Origin of the sequence: Streptomyces zagrosensis (assembly GCF_014203645.1) — a bacterium.
Lineage (GTDB): Bacteria > Actinomycetota > Actinomycetes > Streptomycetales > Streptomycetaceae > Streptomyces > Streptomyces zagrosensis.
Genome location: NZ_JACHJL010000010.1, coordinates 56087 through 75410, shown reverse-complemented (window position 1 = coordinate 75410; position 19324 = coordinate 56087). Strand labels below are relative to the sequence as shown.

Here is a 19324-nt window from a genome sequence, read left to right as displayed (position 1 = left end):
CTGAAGGCCGGGTGATACCTCATGGTGAACGAAGAGAAGCTGGTTGAGTATCTCAAGCGCGTTTCTGCCGAATTGCATGACACGCGCCTGCGTTTGCGTGAGGTTGAGGAGCGGGCCCAGGAGCCCATCGCTGTGGTAGGCATGGCCTGCCAGTTCCCCGGCGAGGTCCGCTCACCCGAGGCGTATTGGGAGCTCATCGTCTCCGGCGTGGACGCGATCGGAGAATTCCCGACCGACCGTGGCTGGGATTTGGAAAACCTGTACCACCCGGACCCGGGCCACTACGGCACCAGCTCCGTACAACAGGGCGGATTCCTCTACGACCTTGACCGGTTCGATGCCGCGTTCTTCGGCATCAGCCCGCGCGAGGCGCTGGCCATGGACCCCCAGCAGCGGCTGCTGCTGCAAACCTCCTGGGAAGCGCTGGAGCACGCAGCAATTGACCCGCTCACGCTCAAGGGCAGCCGAACAGGCGTGTATGCCGGAATATCGGGACAGGACTATCTCTCCCGAACGATGCGCATTCCGGAGGGATTCGAGGGCTACGCCACCACCGGCGTCCTGCCCAGCCTGCTGACCGGCCGCGTGGCGTACACCTTGGGCCTGGAAGGCCCGGCCGTCACCGTGGACACCGCATGCTCCGCCTCGCTGGTCGCGATGCACCTCGCCTGCCAGGCGCTGCGCCAGGGCGAGTGCACGCTCGCCCTGGCGGGTGGCGTGAACGCGATGTCCACACCGCTGATGTTCACTGAATTCTCCCGCCAGCGGGCGCTGGCCCCCGATGGACGCTGCAAGTCCTTCGACGCCTCCGCCGATGGCACCGGCTTCTCCGAGGGCGTTGGCCTGGTGGTCTTGGAGCGACTGTCCGAGGCGCACCGCAACGGCCATCGGGTGCTCGCGGTCATCCGTGGCTCGGCGATCAACCAGGACGGCGCCAGCAATGGCCTCACCGCGCCCAGCGACGCGGCCCAGGAGCGGGTGATAACCCAGGCGCTGGCCAACGCGCGGCTCGGCCCGGCCGACGTGGACGTCGTCGAGGCGCACGGCACCGGCACCGCGCTCGGCGACCCGATCGAAGCCGATGCGCTCATGGCCACCTACGGGCAAGAGCGGCAGCCCGACCGGCCGCTGTGGCTTGGCTCGGTCAAGTCCAACATCGGGCACACCCATGCGGCGGCGGGCGTCGCCGGCGTCATCAAGATGGTGATGGCACTGCGGCACCGCCTGCTGCCAGCCAATTTGCACCTCAACGAGCCGACACCGCACGTGGATTGGGACAACGGCTCGGTGCGCCTGCTGACCGAACAGGTCGCGTGGCAGGAGTACGGGCGCCCGCGCAGGGCCGGCATTTCCTCGTTCGGCATCTCCGGTACGAACGCCCACCTCATCGTGGAACAGGCCCCCGAGCCGCCGACACACATGCCCGCAGCAGACACCGCGGCGCCCGCGTCGGCCGGCGCCGCAGCGAACGCCAGCGCGACCACCGCCACAGCCGGTGCGGCCCAGGCGACCGGCGGCCCCACCGCGGACGGAAGCGGTAAGCCGGCGGCGTTGCCGGACGGCAGCCCGCTGCCCTGGGTCCTCTCGGCGCGCGGCCCCAGCGCCCTGCGGGACCAGGCGGCGGCGCTCGTTCGCCGGGTGACCTCCGCCTCGGACCTTTCGCCCAGCGACGTGGGCTGGTCCCTGGCCACCACTCGCGCGGCCTTCGACCATCGAGCCACCGTCGTTGGCGTAGACCGCGCCTCTCTGCTGGCCGGCCTTGCTGCGCTGGCCGCCGGTGACAGCCATCCGCAGGTGATCCACTCCGATGGCCCCACGGTCGGCGGCGCGGGCCCGGTGTTGGTGTTCCCGGGTCAGGGTTCGCAGTGGGTGGGTATGGGGGCGGGTCTGCTCGAAGCTTCGCCGGTGTTTGCGGCGCGGGTGGTGGAGTGTGAGCGCGCTCTTGCTCCGTATGTGGAGTGGTCGCTGTCCGAGGTGCTACGCGGTGGTGTGGGCGCGGCTGATTTGGGTCGGGTTGATGTGGTGCAGCCGGTGTTGTGGGCGGTGATGGTGTCCTTGGCGGCGGTGTGGGCTGATCAGGGTGTGACGCCGGCGGCGGTGGTGGGTCACAGTCAGGGTGAGATTGCGGCTGCGGTGGTGGCTGGTGCGTTGACTTTGGAGGACGGTGCGAGGGTCGTTGCGCTGCGGAGTAGGGCGTTGCGGCGGCTTGCGGGTGGTGGTGCGATGGCGTCGCTTGCGATGAGTGCGGACAAGGCCGTGGAGTTCTTGGCCGGTTTGGGTGAGCGGGCTGCCGGTGTGGGCATCGCTGCGGTCAATGGGCCTGGTTCGGCGGTGGTGTCCGGGCCACCGGAGCAGGTGCAGTACGCCGTGGCTGTGTGTGAGGAGGGTGGTGGTCGGGCGCGGTTGATTGATGTGGACTACGCCTCACACAGCGCCCAGGTGGATGAGATCGCGGAAGAGTTGCACCAAGTCCTGGCCGGTATCGAGCCCGTACGGTCGCAGGTGGCGTTCTACTCCACGGTGACCGCCGAGCGCATTGATACCACCGAGTTGACCACCGCGTACTGGGTGACCAACCTGCGCCAACAGGTGCGTTTCGCCGATGCCGTACGTCAACTCCTCACCGATGGCCACCGCGTGTTCATCGAGGCCAGCACGCATCCCGTCTTGACCGTTGGCCTCCAAGAAGCGTTCGAGGAAGCCGGAGTGCAGGGGGCCACCGTGCCGACCTTGCGTCGGGACCAGGGCGGCCTTGACCAACTGATGCAATCGGTGGGCCAGGCGTTCGCCGCGGGCGTGGAAGTGGACTGGACCCGCTGGTTCCCGGCTGATCCCCGCCCGAACGCGGTGGACCTGCCGACGTACGCCTTCCAGCGCGAACGGTTTTGGCTGGACGGGCACAGCGGAGACAACGGCCGCGGCGGCGACCCTGCCGACCTGGGCCTGACCTCCGCCGGACATCCGCTGCTCGGCGCGGCCGTGGAACTCGCCGACAACAGCACCTGCCTGCTGACCGGGCGGCTGTCGGCGCAGTCCCCGTCGTGGCTGGCCGAACACGTCGTCGCGGACACCGTGTTGGTGCCCGGGGTGGCGCTGGTCGAGTGGGCGCTGCGAGCCGCCGACGAGGTCGGGTGTGGTGGGCTGGAGGAACTTGCGCTCCAGGTGCCGCTTGCGCTGCCCGCAGCCGGCGGCGTACGCGTGCAGGTCGTGGTCGGTGAGGCCACCGCGGACGGGCGGCGCGATGTGCGCATCTACTCCCGCCCCGAGGGCGAAGCCGCCGGCTCCTGGCTGTGCCACGCCGAAGGCGTGCTCAGCCCCGTATCGACGCGGACTGGGCAGACGGGGCAGGGCGAGGGGCTGGGCGGTAGCTGGCCTCCGGCCGGTGCGGAGCCGGTCGATATGCAGGGGTTCTACGAGCGGGCCACCGCGGCCGGATATGCCTACGGGCCCGCCTTCCAGGGCCTGGTGGCCGTCTGGCGGCACGGCGCTGACCTCTACGCGGAGGTCGAGTTGCCCGAGGCAGCGGGGGAGCGGGCGGGGTTCGGCATCCATCCGGCGCTGCTCGACGCCGCGATGCAGCCGACCCTGCTGATGGACGACATGCACGAGATCGACGAGCCGGGCGAGCCGGGCACTGCTTCGGGCGGCGGCCAGGTGTGGATGCCCTTCACCTGGAACGCGGCATCGCTGTGGGCCGGTGAGGCCAGTACCGTGCGCGTCCGGCTTTCGCCGCGCCCCGGCAGCGCCCCGGGCGAACGAGTGCTGGGGCTGACCGTGGCCGACGCCGTGGGTGCCCCGGTGCTCAGCGCCAAGTCTGTGGTGCTGCGACGGGCGGACATCGGCCAGTTGCGGACCGCGCGCGGGCGAGGCGCTGATGACCTGTACGTGCTGGACTGGACCCCGCTGCCAGTGCCGGCCGGGACGCAGGCCGCTGCCGGGCCCTTCGCCGTGCTCGGCGACGACCCGTACCAACTCGGCGGCGGTGGCCTGCTGCTGCCCGGCGGCGTGAGCCCGCAGCCGTACGCCGATGTGGCGGCGCTCGCCGCCGCGCTGGACGCGGGCGCCCCGGTGCCCGCGGTCGCGCTGCTGAGCGTCCCGCCCGCCGGCGACAGCGACCAGTTCGCCGAGGCCGGGCTCGCGGCGACCCGCCGTGCCTTGGAGCTGACGCAGGCATGGCTGGCCGAACCGCGGCTCGCCGATACCCCACTGGCCGTGGTCACCCGTGGCGCGGTCACCGCGGGTGAACCGGGCGGCGGGAGCGGGGCTCTTGACACCCGCTGGGTCGAGGTGGCCGGCGCCGCCGTCTGGGGTCTGATGCGTAGCGCACAGGCCGAAAACCCCGGCCGGTTGCTCCTGCTCGACCTCGACCCGCAGGCGACGGCAGCAGACACGGCAGCAGACGAGGTCGCCGACGCCGTGTCGGGCGCGGTCGCGGCCGAAGAGTCACAGGTGGCGCTGCGCGACGGACGGCTCCTCGTACCCCGACTGGTGCGCGCCGGGTCCGCTGGCGGCGAGCTGGTGCCGCCGGTCGGCGAGCGCGCGTGGCGGCTGTCCACCCAGTCCACAGCGACCGTGGAAAACATCGCGCCGATGGCCTGCCCCGAGGCGCTGGACCCGTTGGAACCGGGGCAGCTGCGGATCGAGGTGCGCGCCGCGGGCGTCAACTTCCGCGATGCGCTGATCGCCCTGGGCATGTACCCGGGCGGTGCGGCCTTCGGGGGGAGCGAGGGCGCCGGCGTCGTGGTCGCGGTCGGCGATGAGGTGACCGGTCTGGCGGTTGGTGATCGGGTGCTTGGCCTGTTCGATGGTGCATTCGGCTCCCTCGCGGTGGCCGACGCCCGCACGGTGATCCCCGTCCCCGCGGCATGGAGCTTCCACGAGGCGGCCTCCGTGCCGGTGGTGTTCCTCACCGCTTGGTACGGGTTGGTGGAGCTTGGTGGCCTGCGGGCTGGTGAGTCGGTGCTCATTCACGCTGCTACGGGTGGGGTGGGGATGGCGGCGGTGCAGATTGCGCGGTACCTGGGTGCCGAGGTGTATGCGACGGCGAGTCCTGGCAAACATGCGGTGCTTGAGGAGTTGGGCATCGATGCGGCGCATCGGGCGAACTCGCGTGAGCTGGGCTTTGAGGCGGTGATCCGGGAGGCCACCGGTGGGCGAGGCGTGGATGTCGTACTCAACAGCCTCGCCGGCGAGTTCGTCGATGCCTCGCTGCGGCTACTTGCCGAAGGGGGGCGGCTGTTGGAGATGGGCAAGACCGATGTTCGCGACCCGCAGCAGCTCGCCGCCGAACACCCCGGTGTGCGCTACGAGGTCTTCGACCTGGTCGCCGACGCCGGGCCCGAGCACATCGGCCGGATGCTGGCCACACTGCGTAAGTTGTTCGCCGACAACACACTCACGCCACCGCCGGTGCGGGTGTGGCCGCTGGGCCGGGCCCGGCATGCGCTGCGGTATCTCAGCCAGGCCAAGCACACCGGAAAACTCGTCCTGGACGTGCCCGCCACCGTGGACCCCGATGGCACCGTCTTGATCACCGGCGGCACCGGAACGCTCGGCGCGCACGTCGCCGAACACCTGGCCCGTACGGGACGCACCAAGCAGCTGCTGCTCGTCAGCCGCCGTGGCCCGGATGCGCCGGGCGCCGTCGAACTGACGGCGCGCCTTGCCGCGGCTGGTGCCACGGCACACATCATCGCGGCCGACGTCACGGACCCCGTGGCCGTCGCCGACCTCATCGCAGGAATCGCCCCTGAGCATCCGCTGACCGGCGTCATCCACGCTGCCGGCGTCCTGGACGACGCCATGTTCCCGGCCCAAAACGAGCAGCGGCTGGCCCGCGTCTGGGACGCCAAGGCCACCGCGGCGGCGAACCTGCACGCTGCCACCGCGCACCTGCGCCTTGGCATGTTCGTCCTGTTCTCCTCGTTCGCGTCCGCGCTCGGCACCCCAGGCCAGGCCAACTACGCGGCGGCCAACGCCTTCTGCGACGCGCTCGCCGCACACCGCAGGGCCGCCGGACTGCCCGGCCTCTCGCTGGCCTGGGGTCTATGGGCGCAGGCCAGTGGGCTGACCGCGCGGCTCGCCGCCGCGGACCTGGCCCGGATCGGCCGCCTGGGCATCAAGGCCAACAGCACCGCTCAGGGCCTGGCGATGCTGGACGCCGCCTGCGGCCACGGCCAACCGCAGCTCCTCGCCCTCAGCCTCGATGCCCGTGCACTGGCCGGCCAGCCCATCGAAGGGTTGCCGACGCCGCTGCGTACCCTGGCCGCCGCGAGCGCCAACGCCGGCCGCAGGACCGCCGCCGCTGCCGCCCATGAATCCGCCGACTGGGCGAGCAAGCTCAGCGGGTTGCCCGCCAGCGAGCAGCACCGGCTGGTGCTGCACCTGGTGCGTACGCACGCCGCCACCGTTCTTGGCCACAGCGACGCCGGGCGGGTGCACGCAGACACCTCCTTCAAGGAGTTGGGTTTTGACTCGCTGACCGCCGTCGAGCTGCGCAACCGGCTCTCGGCCGCCACCGGGCTACGGTTGCCCGCCGCCCTGGTCTTCGACTACCCGGAGGCCGCCGTGCTGGCCGACCACCTACTCAGCCAGCTAGCGCCGGGCCAGGCGCCGGCCGCAGCGGCCCCTCGTTCGGGGGGCTCACTGGTCGCCGAACTCACCGGCCTGGAGCGTGCACTGACCGGCGCGGCCGTCGCGGACCTGGACGCCGCAGCGGTCACCGCGCGCCTGGAAGCACTGCTGGCCACCTGGAAGGCGATGAGTGCCCCGGCGGCCGGCGAAGACGACGCGGCGGAAATGCTGCACACCGCATCGGCGGATCAGTTGGTGGACTTTATCGACAACGAACTTGGCTTGTCATGAATTACTTGGGTGCGAATATCGCTGAAAGCCGGGTGACCCTCCGTGGTGAATGAAGAGAAGCTGGTCGATTATCTACGCCGGGTGACCAGTGACCTCCACAGCACGCGCACGCGCCTGCGCGAGGTGGAGGAGCGATCTCAGGAGCCGGTGGCCGTGATCAGCATGGCCTGCCGTTATCCGGGCGGGGTCACTACGCCGGAGGAGCTGTGGCACCTTGTCGCCGCGGCACAAAATGCGATCGGGGAATTCCCCACCGACCGCGGCTGGGATTTGGACAACCTATTCCATCCGGACCCGGATCATTCCGGCACCAGCTATGCCAGGCAGGGCGGATTCCTTTACGAGGCGGCCGATTTCGACCCCGAATTCTTCGGCATCAGCCCGCGTGAGGCAGCGGCAATCGATCCGCAGCAGCGGCTGCTCCTGGAAACGTCGTGGGAACTCTTGGAGCGGGCCGGCCTTGACCCGCTCTCGCTGAAGGGTTCGCCCACCGGTGTGTACGCGGGAGCCGCCCTGCCCGGATTCGGCACCCCGCACATCGACAGGCACGCCGAGGGCTACCTGGTCACCGGCAACGCGCCCAGCGTGCTCTCCGGCCGGGTCTCCTACACTCTCGGCCTCGAAGGCCCGGCCGTCACCGTGGACACGGCTTGCTCCTCCTCGCTCGTGGCCATGCACCTGGCAGCTCAGGCGCTGCGGCAAGGCGAGTGCACGCTCGCGCTCGCCGGTGGCGTCACCGTGATGACCATCCCGAACGTGTTCACCGAGTTCGCCCGGCAGCGCGGGCTTGCCGCCGACAGCCGCTGCAAGGCGTTCGCCGCCGCCGCCGATGGCACCGCGTTCTCCGAAGGCGTCGGCCTCGTACTCCTGGAGCGGCTCTCGGACGCCCAGCGCAACGGCCACGAGATCCTCGCCGTCATTCGCGGCTCCGCCATCAACCAGGACGGCGCGAGCAACGGTCTCACCGCGCCCAACGGCCCCTCCCAACAGCGCGTCATTGGCCAAGCCCTGGCCAACGCCCGACTCGCGCCCGGCGACATCGACGCGGTCGAGGCGCACGGCACCGGCACCCGGCTCGGCGACCCCATCGAGGCGCATGCGCTGCTGACCACCTACGGACCCGAGCGCCCCGCGGACCGGCCGCTGTGGCTTGGCTCGATCAAGTCCAACATCGGGCACACGCAGGGCGCCGCCGGAGCGGCCGGCGTCATCAAGATGATCATGGCGATGCGGCATGAGCAGCTTCCCCGCACGCTGCACATCGACGCGCCGACACCGCACGTGAACTGGGAGAGCGGCGCCGTACGCCTGCTCACCGAGCCCGTGCCGTGGCCGCAGGGCGAGCGCCCCCGCCGGGCCGCCATCTCCTCCTTCGGCATCTCCGGCACCAACGCCCACCTGATCCTGGAAGCGCCGCCCACCCCCACCGAGGCCAACCCTCCCGAGGCCGCCCCCGCCGCCGACCAGCGCGCCACACCGGCGGACCAGCCACTGCTGCCCTGGGCCATCTCCGGGCGCACCGAGCAGGCGCTCCGCGACCAGGCCCACGCGCTGGCCGAGCACCTTGCCGCGCACCCGCAGCTGACAGCGCGCGACATCGGCTGGTCGCTGGCCACCACCCGATCCGCCTTCGAACACCGGGCGGTCCTCCTGGGCCCACACCGGGAACAGCTCACCGACGCGCTGCGCGCCCTCGCCGACGACCACCCCCACCCGGGCCTCACCTCATCCAGCGCCCCGGCACGGTCCGGCGCCACCGCCTTCCTGTTCACCGGGCAGGGCAGCCAATACCCCGGCATGGGACGCGAGTTGTACGCGGCGTATCCCGTGTTCGCCGCGGCGATAGACGAAGCCTGCGCCCACTTCGACCCGCTGCTCGGCCGGTCGCTGCGCGCGGCCATCTTCGCCGCCGATCAACCCAGCCCTGCCGATCAACCCAGCCCTGCCGACCGACCCAGCCCTGCCGACCAGCCCGCCGCCGCCACACCCCAGCCTGCCGACGGCTCGGCACCGGCGCACGCCCTGCACCAGACGGGCCTGACCCAAGCGGCACTGTTCACGGTCGAAACCGCGCTCTACCGGCTCGTCACCTCCTTCGGCATCACCCCCGGATACCTCACCGGGCACTCCATCGGCGAACTGGTCGCCGCGCACGCCGCGGGCGTGCTGTCCCTCGCAGACGCCTGCACCCTGGTCGCCGCCCGCGGAAGCCTGATGCAGGCCCTGCCCGCAGGCGGCGCGATGATCGCCGTCGAGGCCACCGAGGAACAGGTGACCGCGCTGCTCACCGGGCGCGAAGACCGCGCCGCTGTGGCTGCCGTCAACGGCCCCACCGCCGTCGTCATCTCCGGCGACCAAGACGTGGTCGAAGAGATCGCCGGCACCCTGCGTGAACGCGGCCACAAAACCAAGCAGTTGAGGGTCAGCCATGCGTTCCACTCGCCCCGCATGGACCCGATGCTCGACGCCTTCAGCCAGGTCGCGCACACCCTGACCTACCGCGCCCCAAAGATCCCGGTCATCTCCAACCTCACCGGCGAACTCGTCGGAGCCCAGCACCTGGCAGACCCCGCGTACTGGGTGCGGCACGTGCGCCAACCCGTACGGTTCCACGACGGCTTGCGCACCCTCCAGCGCGAAGGCGTCACCCGCTACCTCGAACTCGGCCCCGACGCCGTGCTCACCACCATGGCCCAAGGCGCCCTGGCCGACGCGGACGCGGGACCAAGCGCCCCGGCGTTCGCCACCGCGCTACGCAAGGGCCGTGCCGAGCCGCACACGCTGCTCACCGCCCTCGCCCAGACCCATATCGATGGTGGCACGGCCGACTTCACCGCCGCGCTGCCCACCGGTGGCCGCAAGGTCGCGCTGCCCACCTACCGGTTCCAGCGCAAGCGCTACTGGCGGCCGATCCCCGACGCTACCGCGGACGTACGCGCCGCCGGCCTGGGCAACACCGAACACCCGCTGCTGCGAGCCCTGGTGGAGCCTGTCGGCGGCGGACTCCTGCTCACCGGCCGGCTCTCCCTGCGCACCCACCCTTGGCTTGCCGACCACACCATCCAGGGCACTGTTCCGCTACCCGGCACAGCCTTCGTCGAACTGGCCCTGCTGGCCGCCGGTCAGGCCGGCTGCGACCTGGTGGAGGACCTCACCCTGGAGGCCCCCCTCATCCTGCCCGCCACCGGCGCGGTGCAGGTGCACCTCGCGGTCGGCGCCCCCGACGCGGCGGGCCGCCGTACGGTCACCATCCACTCCCGGCCGGCCGACGACCAGGCCTCCGGCCTCCCGGCGGCCGAGCCCTGGCGCCAGCACGCCGCCGGCACCCTCGCCGACGCGACCACCACCCCGCCCACCAGCAGCATCGAGGCCACGTCCTGGCCGCTCGCCGACGCGGTGCCGATCGGCGCGACGCCGATCGACGTGGCCGGCCTTTACGAGCGGCTCACCGCCCAGGGCTACACATACGGGCCCGCCTTCCGCGCCCTCCACGCGGCCTGGCGGGTCGGCGAGGACATCCTCGCCGATGTACGCCTGGCCACCGAGTACCGCGCCGATGCCGCCGGATATGGGCTGCACCCCGCCCTGCTCGACAGCGTGCTGCACCCGCTGGAGGAGCTGTGGGGCGGCACCTGGGACCCGGCCAACCCGCCCCGCACCGTGCGGCTGCCGTTCTCCTTCAGCGGAGTGCGCCTGCACGCCACCGGCGCCACCCGGCTGCGCGTGCGTATCACCCAGACCGCCACCGACCAGGTCACCTTGACCATGGCCGACCACAACGGCGCTCCCATAGCCACCGTGCAGAGCCTTGGCGTGCGAGAGATCCCCGCCGACCAGTGGCGCACCACGCGTGCCGCCGTCGATGACACGCTCTACCGCCTCGACTGGCTCGCCCACCCCAGCCCCACCAACCTCCCCACCCAGTCAGCGCCGGGCGGCCACTGGGCCGTCATCGGCACAGGCGACCTCGACCTGTCCGCCGCGGCCGACAGCGGCGCCGTCACCCTCTCCCCGCACCGAGACCTGGCCGCGCTGCGCAACGCACTCGCCAACGGCGCCCCCACCCCCGACGTGACCGTTTTGACGTGCACCGACGCGACCACCACCGGGGACGAGAGCGCCGCGGCAGGCGCCACGGGTAACGAGAGCGCCGCGGTCGGCGCCACCGGGCAGCGCGCCGATGTGCCAGGGCGCGCACGGGCGATGGCCCACCAGGTGCTCACCGCGCTCCAGGACTGGCTCGCCGACGACCAGTTGGCCACCTCCCGGCTCGTCGTCGCCACCCGCGGCGCGGTCAGCACCGATGACGGCGAATCCCCCGCCGACCTGACCACCGCGCCCCTATGGGGCCTGGTCCGCTCGGCCCAGGCCGAACACCCCGACCGCATCCTGCTCCTGGACACCGACGACGCCCCCGCCTCCCACCGCGCCCTGCCCGCCATCGTGACCGCGGCCATCGCCGGCGCCGAAGCCGAACTAGCCGTACGAGAGGGCCAGGTGCGAGTCCCGCGCCTGATCAAGTTCCGCCCCGAGCAACACGCCGCCGCCCCCGCGCTCGACCCGGACGGCACCGTCCTGATCACCGGCGGCACCGGCGCGCTCGGCCGCCAGGTGGCCCGACACCTGCTCACCACGCACGGCGCCCGGCACCTGCTGTTGGTCAGCCGCAGCGGCAGCACGGCAGCAGGCATCGACGCCTTCACCGCGGAACTGGCCGCTGCCGCCGAACAGGTCGGCCACAGCGCCGAGGTGACCGTCGCCGCCTGCGACACCACCGACCCCGCCGCCCTAGCCGCGCTGCTCGACGGCATCCCCGCGGCCCACCCACTGACCGCCGTCATCCATACCGCAGGCGTCCTGGACGACGGCGTGGTCAGCGCCATGACCCCGCAGCAACTCGACGCCGTACTCGCGCCCAAGCTCAACGCCGCCTGGCAACTGCACCAGCACACCCGCGATCTCGACCTGGCCGCCTTCGTCGTCTTCTCCTCGGCCGCATCCGTCGTACGCAACGGAGGCCAAGCCAACTACGCGGCGGCCAACATGTTTCTCAACGCGCTGGCCGAACACCGCCGCGCACAGGGCCGCCCCGGCCTCTCCCTCGCCTGGGGCCTGTGGGGCTCGGCGGGCGGCATGACCGACCACCTCGGTGACGCCGACCTGGCTCGCATGACCCGCTCCGGCGTCGCACCCGTCCCCGCCGAACAGGCCCTCGCGCTGCTCGACGCCGCACTGAGCACCCCCTACGCCACCGTGGTCCCCGCCCGCTTCGATCTGAGCGTGCTGCGCACCCAGGCCGCCGCGGGCCCCCTACCACCCGCACTGCGCCGCCTGGTGCCAGCGGCACCGCGTGCCGCCGCCGCGACGGGCGACGCCACCTCGCTGACCGCACGACTGGCCGGGTTGCCGACCGCCGACCAGCAGCGCCTGGTGGCCGACCTGGTACGCGAGCAGGTTGCCACGGTGCTCGCGCACCCGGCCCCGGAGACCATCGACCTCGGGCGGGCCTTCCAAGAGCTCGGCTTCGACTCGCTCACCGCCCTCGATCTACGCAACCGCCTCAATGCCGCCACCGGCATGCGCATCCCCGCAACCGTCATCTTCGACTACCCCACCCCGGACGCCCTCGTCCGCCATCTCCACGGCGAACTCCTCGGAGCCTCTTCCACCCCTGTCGCCCCCACCGTGACCACGGTGGCCACCGACGCCGACCCGATCGTCATCATCGGCATGGCCTGCCAGTACCCCGGCGGCGTCCAATCCCCCGACGACCTGTGGCACCTGGTCACCTCCGGCACCGACGCCATCGGAGCCTTCCCCACCAACCGCGGCTGGGGACTCGGTGACCTCTTCGACCCGGACCCCGACCACACCGGCACCAGCTACGCCACCGAGGGCGGCTTCCTGCACACCGCGGACCGATTCGACGCCGCGTTCTTCGGCATCAGCCCGCGCGAGGCCGTGGCCACCGACCCGCAGCAGCGACTGCTCCTGGAAACCGCCTGGCAGACCTTCGAATCGGCCGGCATCGACCCAGCCAGCGTTCGCGGCAGCCAGTGCGCGGTCATCACCGGCGTGATGTACGACGACTACGGCAGCCGCTTCCTTGGCCGCGCCCCCGAGGGCGTCGAGGGCCGCCTGATGACCGGCAGCACCCCGAGCATCGCCTCGGGACGAGTCGCGTTCACCTTCGGCCTTGAGGGCCCGGCGCTCACCGTGGACACCGCCTGCTCCTCCTCGCTCGTGGCCATGCACCTGGCAGCCCAGGCCCTGCGGCAAGGCGAGTGCACGCTCGCACTGGCCGGCGGCGTCACGGTGATGGCCACGCCCAACACCTTCGTGGAGTTCTCCCGGCAGCGCGGCCTGGCCGGCGACGGCCGATGCAAGCCCTTCTCGGCAGCCGCCGATGGCACCGGCTGGGGCGAAGGCGTCGGCCTGCTGCTCTTGGAACGACTCTCCGACGCCCGCCGCAACGGCCACCGCCCCCTTGCGGTCCTGCGTGGTTCGGCGATCAACCAGGACGGCGCGAGCAACGGGCTTACCGCGCCCAACGGACCCTCCCAGCAGCGGGTCATCGGGCAGGCACTCGCCAGCGCCCGCCTGACCACAGCGGACGTGGACGTGGTGGAGGCGCACGGCACCGGCACCACACTCGGCGACCCGATCGAGGCGCAGGCCGTCCTTGCCACCTACGGCCAAGACCGCCCCGCCGACCGGCCCCTGTGGCTCGGCTCCATCAAGTCCAACATCGGGCACACCCAGGCTGCGGCCGGCGTCGCCGGCGTCATCAAAATGGTGCAGGCCATGCGGCACGGCGTACTGCCCGCTTCGCTGCACATCGACGAGCCAACCCCGCATGTGGACTGGGAGGCCGGCGCCGTACGGCTGCTGACCGGGCAGGTCCCGTGGCCCCGCGCCGAACGGCCGCGCCGCGCCGGCGTGTCATCCTTCGGCATCAGCGGCACCAATGCGCACATCATCTTGGAGCAGGCCCCGGAGCCGGTGACGGCACCCGAGCCGGCACCCGAAAGCGCCACACCGCAGACCACCGAGGAACAACTCAGGTCCCCGGCCGAGCGCATCGTGCCCTGGGTCATCTCCGCCCGCAGCCCGCAGGCACTGCGCGGCCAGGCCGCCGCACTGGCCCAGCGAGTGACCGCCGACCCCGGCACTGACCTGGCCGACATCGGCTGGTCGCTGGCGGCTACGCGCGCAGTCTTCGACCATCGCGCCGTCATCGCCGGCCAGGACCGCGACGAACTCCTCGTCGGCCTGGAAGCACTGGCGGCCGGCGAGACCTACCCCGGCGTCATCGGCCCGGACACACCGCTCACCGGCGCCACCACCAGCGGCCCGGTGTTGGTGTTCCCTGGTCAGGGTTCGCAGTGGGTGGGTATGGGGGCTGGGTTGTTGGAGTCTTCGCCGGTGTTTGCGGCGCGGGTGGCGGAGTGTGAGCGGGCTCTTGCTCCGTTTGTGGAGTGGTCGCTTGCTGATGTTTTGCGGGGTGGTGTTGGTGCGGCCGATCTGAGCCGCGTTGATGTGGTGCAGCCGGTGTTGTGGGCGGTGATGGTGTCCTTGGCGGCGGTGTGGGCTGATCAGGGTGTGATGCCGGCGGCGGTGGTGGGTCACAGTCAGGGTGAGATTGCGGCTGCGGTGGTGGCTGGGGCTCTCACGCTGGAGGATGGTGCGAAGGTCGTGGCGTTGCGGAGTAGGGCGTTGCGGCGGCTTGCAGGTGGTGGGGCTATGGCATCGCTTGCGATGCGCGAGGATGAGGTCGTTACCTTCTTGGCCGGTCTTGGTGAAGAGGCCGAAGGCGTGGGCATCGCCGCTGTTAACGGGCCGGGTTCCGTGGTCATTTCAGGGCCTCCTGACCAGGTCCAGTACGCGGTCACAGTTCGCGAGGAGGCTGGGGGTCGGGCCCGCCGCATCGAGGTGGATTACGCCTCGCATAGCCCGCAGGTCGATGAGATCGCCGACGAGCTGCGCGAGGTTTTGGCGGGCATCGCGCCCGTACGGTCGGAGGTAGCGTTCTACTCCACTGTCACGGCCGAGCGCATCGACACCGCCACGCTTGACACCGCGTACTGGGTGACCAACCTGCGCGAACGGGTGCGCTTCGCCGATGCCGTACGCGAGCTTGTGGCCGCTGGTCATCGGGTGTTCATCGAGGTCAGCACCCACCCGGTGCTGACCGTCGGGCTTCAGGAGTCCTTCGAACAGGCCGGCATCGCGGGTGTGACGGTGCCCACCCTCCGCCGTGACCAGGGCGGTCCCGCGCAACTCGTGCGTGCGGTTGGCCAGGCGTTCACGGCCGGTGTGGCGGTGGACTGGACCCGCTGGTTCGAAACCGACCCCGCCCCGCGGGTGGTGGAGCTGCCCACGTACGCCTTCCAGCGCGAGCGCTACTGGCTCGACGGCGACCCCCGCAACGGCGGCGACCCCGCCGATCTCGGGCTGACCTCCGCCGGGCACCCCCTGCTCGGCGCCGCCATGGAACTGGCCGATGGCAGCACGCACGTGTTGACGGGGCGTCTTTCGGCGCGGTCGCACGCGTGGCTTGCCGAGCACGTGGTGGCCGGCGCGGTCCTGGTGCCCGGCGCAGCGCTGGCCGAATGGGCGCTGCGCGCGGCCGATGAGGTCGGCTGTGCAGGCGTCGAAGAGCTGGCCCTCCAGGTGCCGCTGGTGCTGCCCGCACAAGGTGGCGTACGCGTTCAGGTGGCCGTCAGTGCCGCATCGGCGGATGGCCGGCGCGACGTACGGATGTACTCGCGCCCTGATCGCGAGGCCGGTATCGGCGGCGGCTGGGTCTGCCACGCGGAGGGCGTCCTCAGCCCACCGGCGCCCGGCCACGGCACCACCGCCGAACTGGGCGGCAGCTGGCCCCCGGCGGGCGCGGAACCGGTAGCCGTCCACGACTTCTACGAGCAGCTCGCCGCGGACGGCTACGGCTATGGCCCGGCCTTCCAGGGCCTACGGGCCGCCTGGCGACACGGCCCCGACGTACTCGCAGAGGTCGAACTACCGGCCGCCGCGGGCACCCCGGACGGCTTCGGGCTCCACCCGGCGCTGCTCGACGCCGCCCTGCACGCGGCCCGGCTGGTGGACTGGCCCAACACAGGCCCCAACACAGGCCCCAGCACAGACCCCGAGTCGGACTCACCGACAGCCTCCACGGCAGACCCCGGGGCGGCCGGCCGGCTGTGGCTGCCCGCTGCCTGGCACGGCCTCGCGCTATGGGCCGCGCAGGCTCGTACGCTGCGCGTGCGGCTGACACCGGGCCAGCACAACACCGAGGACGAACGGTCGCTGCGGGTAGCGGTGGCCGACGCGGCCGGCGAGCCGGTGCTGACGGTCGAGACGCTGGCGCTGCGCCCCGCCCGTACCGACCAGCTCCGGTCCACGGGAACACCGGGCACCGATGGGCTGTACGCGCTGGAGTGGATTCCCGCCCTCATACCGGGCGGCGCCGACGCCTCCCACCCGCGCTCGGCCGCCGGGGGCTGGGCGGTCCTGGGCGACGACACCTTCCAACTCGCTGGGCTGCCCGTCCCGGACGGCTCAACCGTCAACGGCTACCGAGACGTCGCTGCCCTGTCGGCAGCCCTGGACACGGGCGCGCCGGTACCGACGACCGCCCTGCTCAGCGTCGTACGCGCCGGCGCCGACACAGGGGAGGAACCGGCTCAGGACACGGCCGGTGCCGGCCTCGCCCTCACCCAGCGCATGCTGACTCTGGCGCAGGACTGGCTGGCCGAACCTCGGCTGACCGACACCCGGTTGATCATCGCCACCCGCGGCGCCGTCAGCACCGGCGACGCCAACGGCGGCAGCGCGGGCGCCGACCCCCGCGGTACCGCGACGGACGTGGCCGCAGCCGGCGTGTGGGGACTGATGCGCAGCGCGGAGGCCGAGAATCCGGGCCGCTTCGTGCTGCTCGACCTCGACCCGGCCAGCGGCGGCACGGACACAGCCAGCGGCACCCGCACCGATGCCGAAACCCCGGTGGAGAGCGTGCTGCGGGCCGTGGACCTGGACGAACCACAACTCGCCGTGCGTGCCGGCCGGGTTCTGGTGCCCCGCCTCGTACGTGCCGGCGCCCTCGGCAGCGAGCTCGTGGGCCCGATCGACGCGCCCGCCTGGCGGCTGGCCTCCGATGGCACCGCCACCGTGGACAGCATCGTGCCCCTCGCCTGCCCGGAGGTCCTTGAACCCCTCGCCGCCGGCCACGTACGAATCGAGGTACACGCGGCGGGCATCAACTTCCGCGATGTGCTGATCGCCCTCGGCATGTATCCGGGTAACGGCATCTTCCGAGGCAGCGAGGGCGCCGGAGTTGTGACCGAGGTCGGCCCTGAGGTAACCGAACTCGCTCCAGGCGACTGGGTGTTCGGTCTCTTCGAGGGTGCCTTCGGGCCCCTCGCCGTCGCCGATACCCGCCTGGTCGTACCGGTCCCCGCGGGACTCGGCCTGCGCGAACTGGCCGCCGTTCCCACGGTGTTCCTCACCGCCTGGTACGGCCTGGTGGACCTGGGCGGTCTACGGCCCGGCGAATCGGTGCTCATCCACGCCGCCACCGGCGGGGTGGGGATGGCGGCGGTGCAGATCGCGCGGCAGCTGGGCGCCGAGGTATATGCGACAGCCAGCCCCGGCAAACACGCGGTACTCGAAGAGATGGGCATCGACGCGGCGCATCGAGCCAACTCGCGTGACCTGAACTTCGAAACGGCGATCCGGGACGCCACCGGTGGGCGCGGCGTGGATGTCGTACTCAACAGCCTCGCGGGCGACTTCGTGGACGCCTCGCTGCGCCTACTCGGCAACGGCGGCCGACTGATCGAGATGGGCAAGACCGACATTCGGCACCAGCAGACCATCACCGCCGAGCACCCCGGGGTGCGCTACCAGGCCTTCGACCTGGTGCCCGACGCGGGCCCCGACCGCGTCGGCGCCATGCTGCGCACCGTACGCGACCTGTTGGTCTCCCGGGACCTGCGCCCCGCACCGGTGCGGGTGTGGCCGCTGGCCCGGGCCCGGCATGCGCTGCGGTATCTCAGCCAGGCCCAGCACACCGGCAAACTCGTCCTGGACGTACCCGCCGCCGTGCACCGTGATGGCACGGTCTTGATCACCGGCGGCACCGGAACGCTCGGCGCCCTCGTCGCCGAACACCTGGTCCGCACCTGGGGGCTCAAGCACCTGCTGCTCGTCAGCCGCCGCGGTGCCGAGGCCCCCGGGGCGGACGAGCTGGCCGACCACCTCACGGGCCTAGGCGCCACCGTACGGATCGCGGCCGTGGACGTCACCGACGCGGCGGCGGTCCGCGACCTGATCACCGGAATCGACCCCGCCCATCCGCTCACCGGCGTCATCCACGCCACCGGCGTCCTGGACGACGCGGTCCTCGCCTCCCAGACCCCGGAGCGGCTGGCCAGGGTGTGGGAAGCGAAGGCGACCGGAGCAGCCAACCTGCACGCCGCGACCGCCGGGGCGCGCCTTGGCATGTTCCTCATCTTCTCCTCGGCCGCGGGCACCCTGGGTGGCCCAGGCCAGGCCAACTACTCGGCGGCCAACGCCTTCTGTGACGCACTCGCCGCCCACCGCCGTGACCTGGGCCTGCCCGGCGTTTCCATCGCCTGGGGCCTGTGGGCCAACGCCAGCGGCATGACCGGGCACCTCGCCGACGCTGACCTCGCCCGCATGTCCCGCTCCGGGGTCAACCCCATCGGCACCGAACACGGACTGGCCCTGCTCGACGCCGCCGCCCAGCACGGCACCCCGCACCTGCTCGCCGCCGACCTCGACCTGCGGGTCCTGTCGGCCCAGCCCGCCGACACGCTGTCCGCACCACTGCGCGGCCTGATCACCCCCGGCGCGGCCACCACGCGAGGCCGCCGCACGGCGACCGCCGCGGGCGAGCAGCAATCCCTGGACCTAGCCGGCCAGTTGGCCGGACTACCCGCAGCCGAGCAACACCGCACGCTGCTCGCCTTGGTCCGTACGCACGCCGCGACGGTGCTCGGGCACGCCGACGTGGACGCGGTGCCCGCCGACGCCAGCTTCAAGGAACTGGGCTTTGACTCGCTGACCGCGGTGGAGCTCCGTAACCGACTGTCCGCCGCCACCGGACTCCGCCTTCCCGCCGCCCTGGTCTTCGACTACCCGGAGGCGACCGTGATGGCGGAGTACCTGCTCCAGCGCATCGCCCCGAGCGAGGCGGCGGCCCCCGGCCCGGACGCCGTGGACCCGGTGCTCAACGAGTTGGCCAGGCTGGCGCAGACCCTCACCGCGCTCGCCCTGGACGACGAAGGACGGCAGCGCGTGGCCAAGCGACTGGGCGGGTTGCTGGCGCAGGTCAACGACGAAGCGGCGACCCGACCCGACGGACAAGACTTCAGCGACCTCGACGCCGCTTCGGATGACGAGATGTTCGCGCTTATCGACCGTGAATTGCCTTGATGGA

Annotated in this window: 2 protein-coding genes; both read left to right on the top strand. The window is 71.8% G+C overall.

Going from position 1 to position 19324, the window contains the following annotated elements:
* The first annotated feature begins 21 nt into the window (after window positions 1-21).
* Window positions 22-6864, top strand: a complete 6843-nt coding sequence (locus FHS42_RS19480) for a type I polyketide synthase (RefSeq protein ID WP_184573638.1) — start codon at window positions 22-24, stop codon at window positions 6862-6864.
* Window positions 6865-6906: 42 nt separating this feature from the next.
* Window positions 6907-19320: a type I polyketide synthase gene (locus FHS42_RS19475; RefSeq protein ID WP_184573636.1), complete on the top strand. Its 12414-nt coding sequence runs from the start codon at window positions 6907-6909 to the stop codon at window positions 19318-19320.
* The last annotated feature ends 4 nt before the right edge of the window (window positions 19321-19324 follow it).

Excerpts from the sequence above, each read along its gene's own strand:
- FHS42_RS19480 (WP_184573638.1), top strand. The coding sequence starts at position 22 with ATGGTGAACGAAGAGAAGCTGGTTGAGTATCTCAAGCGCGTTTCTGCC.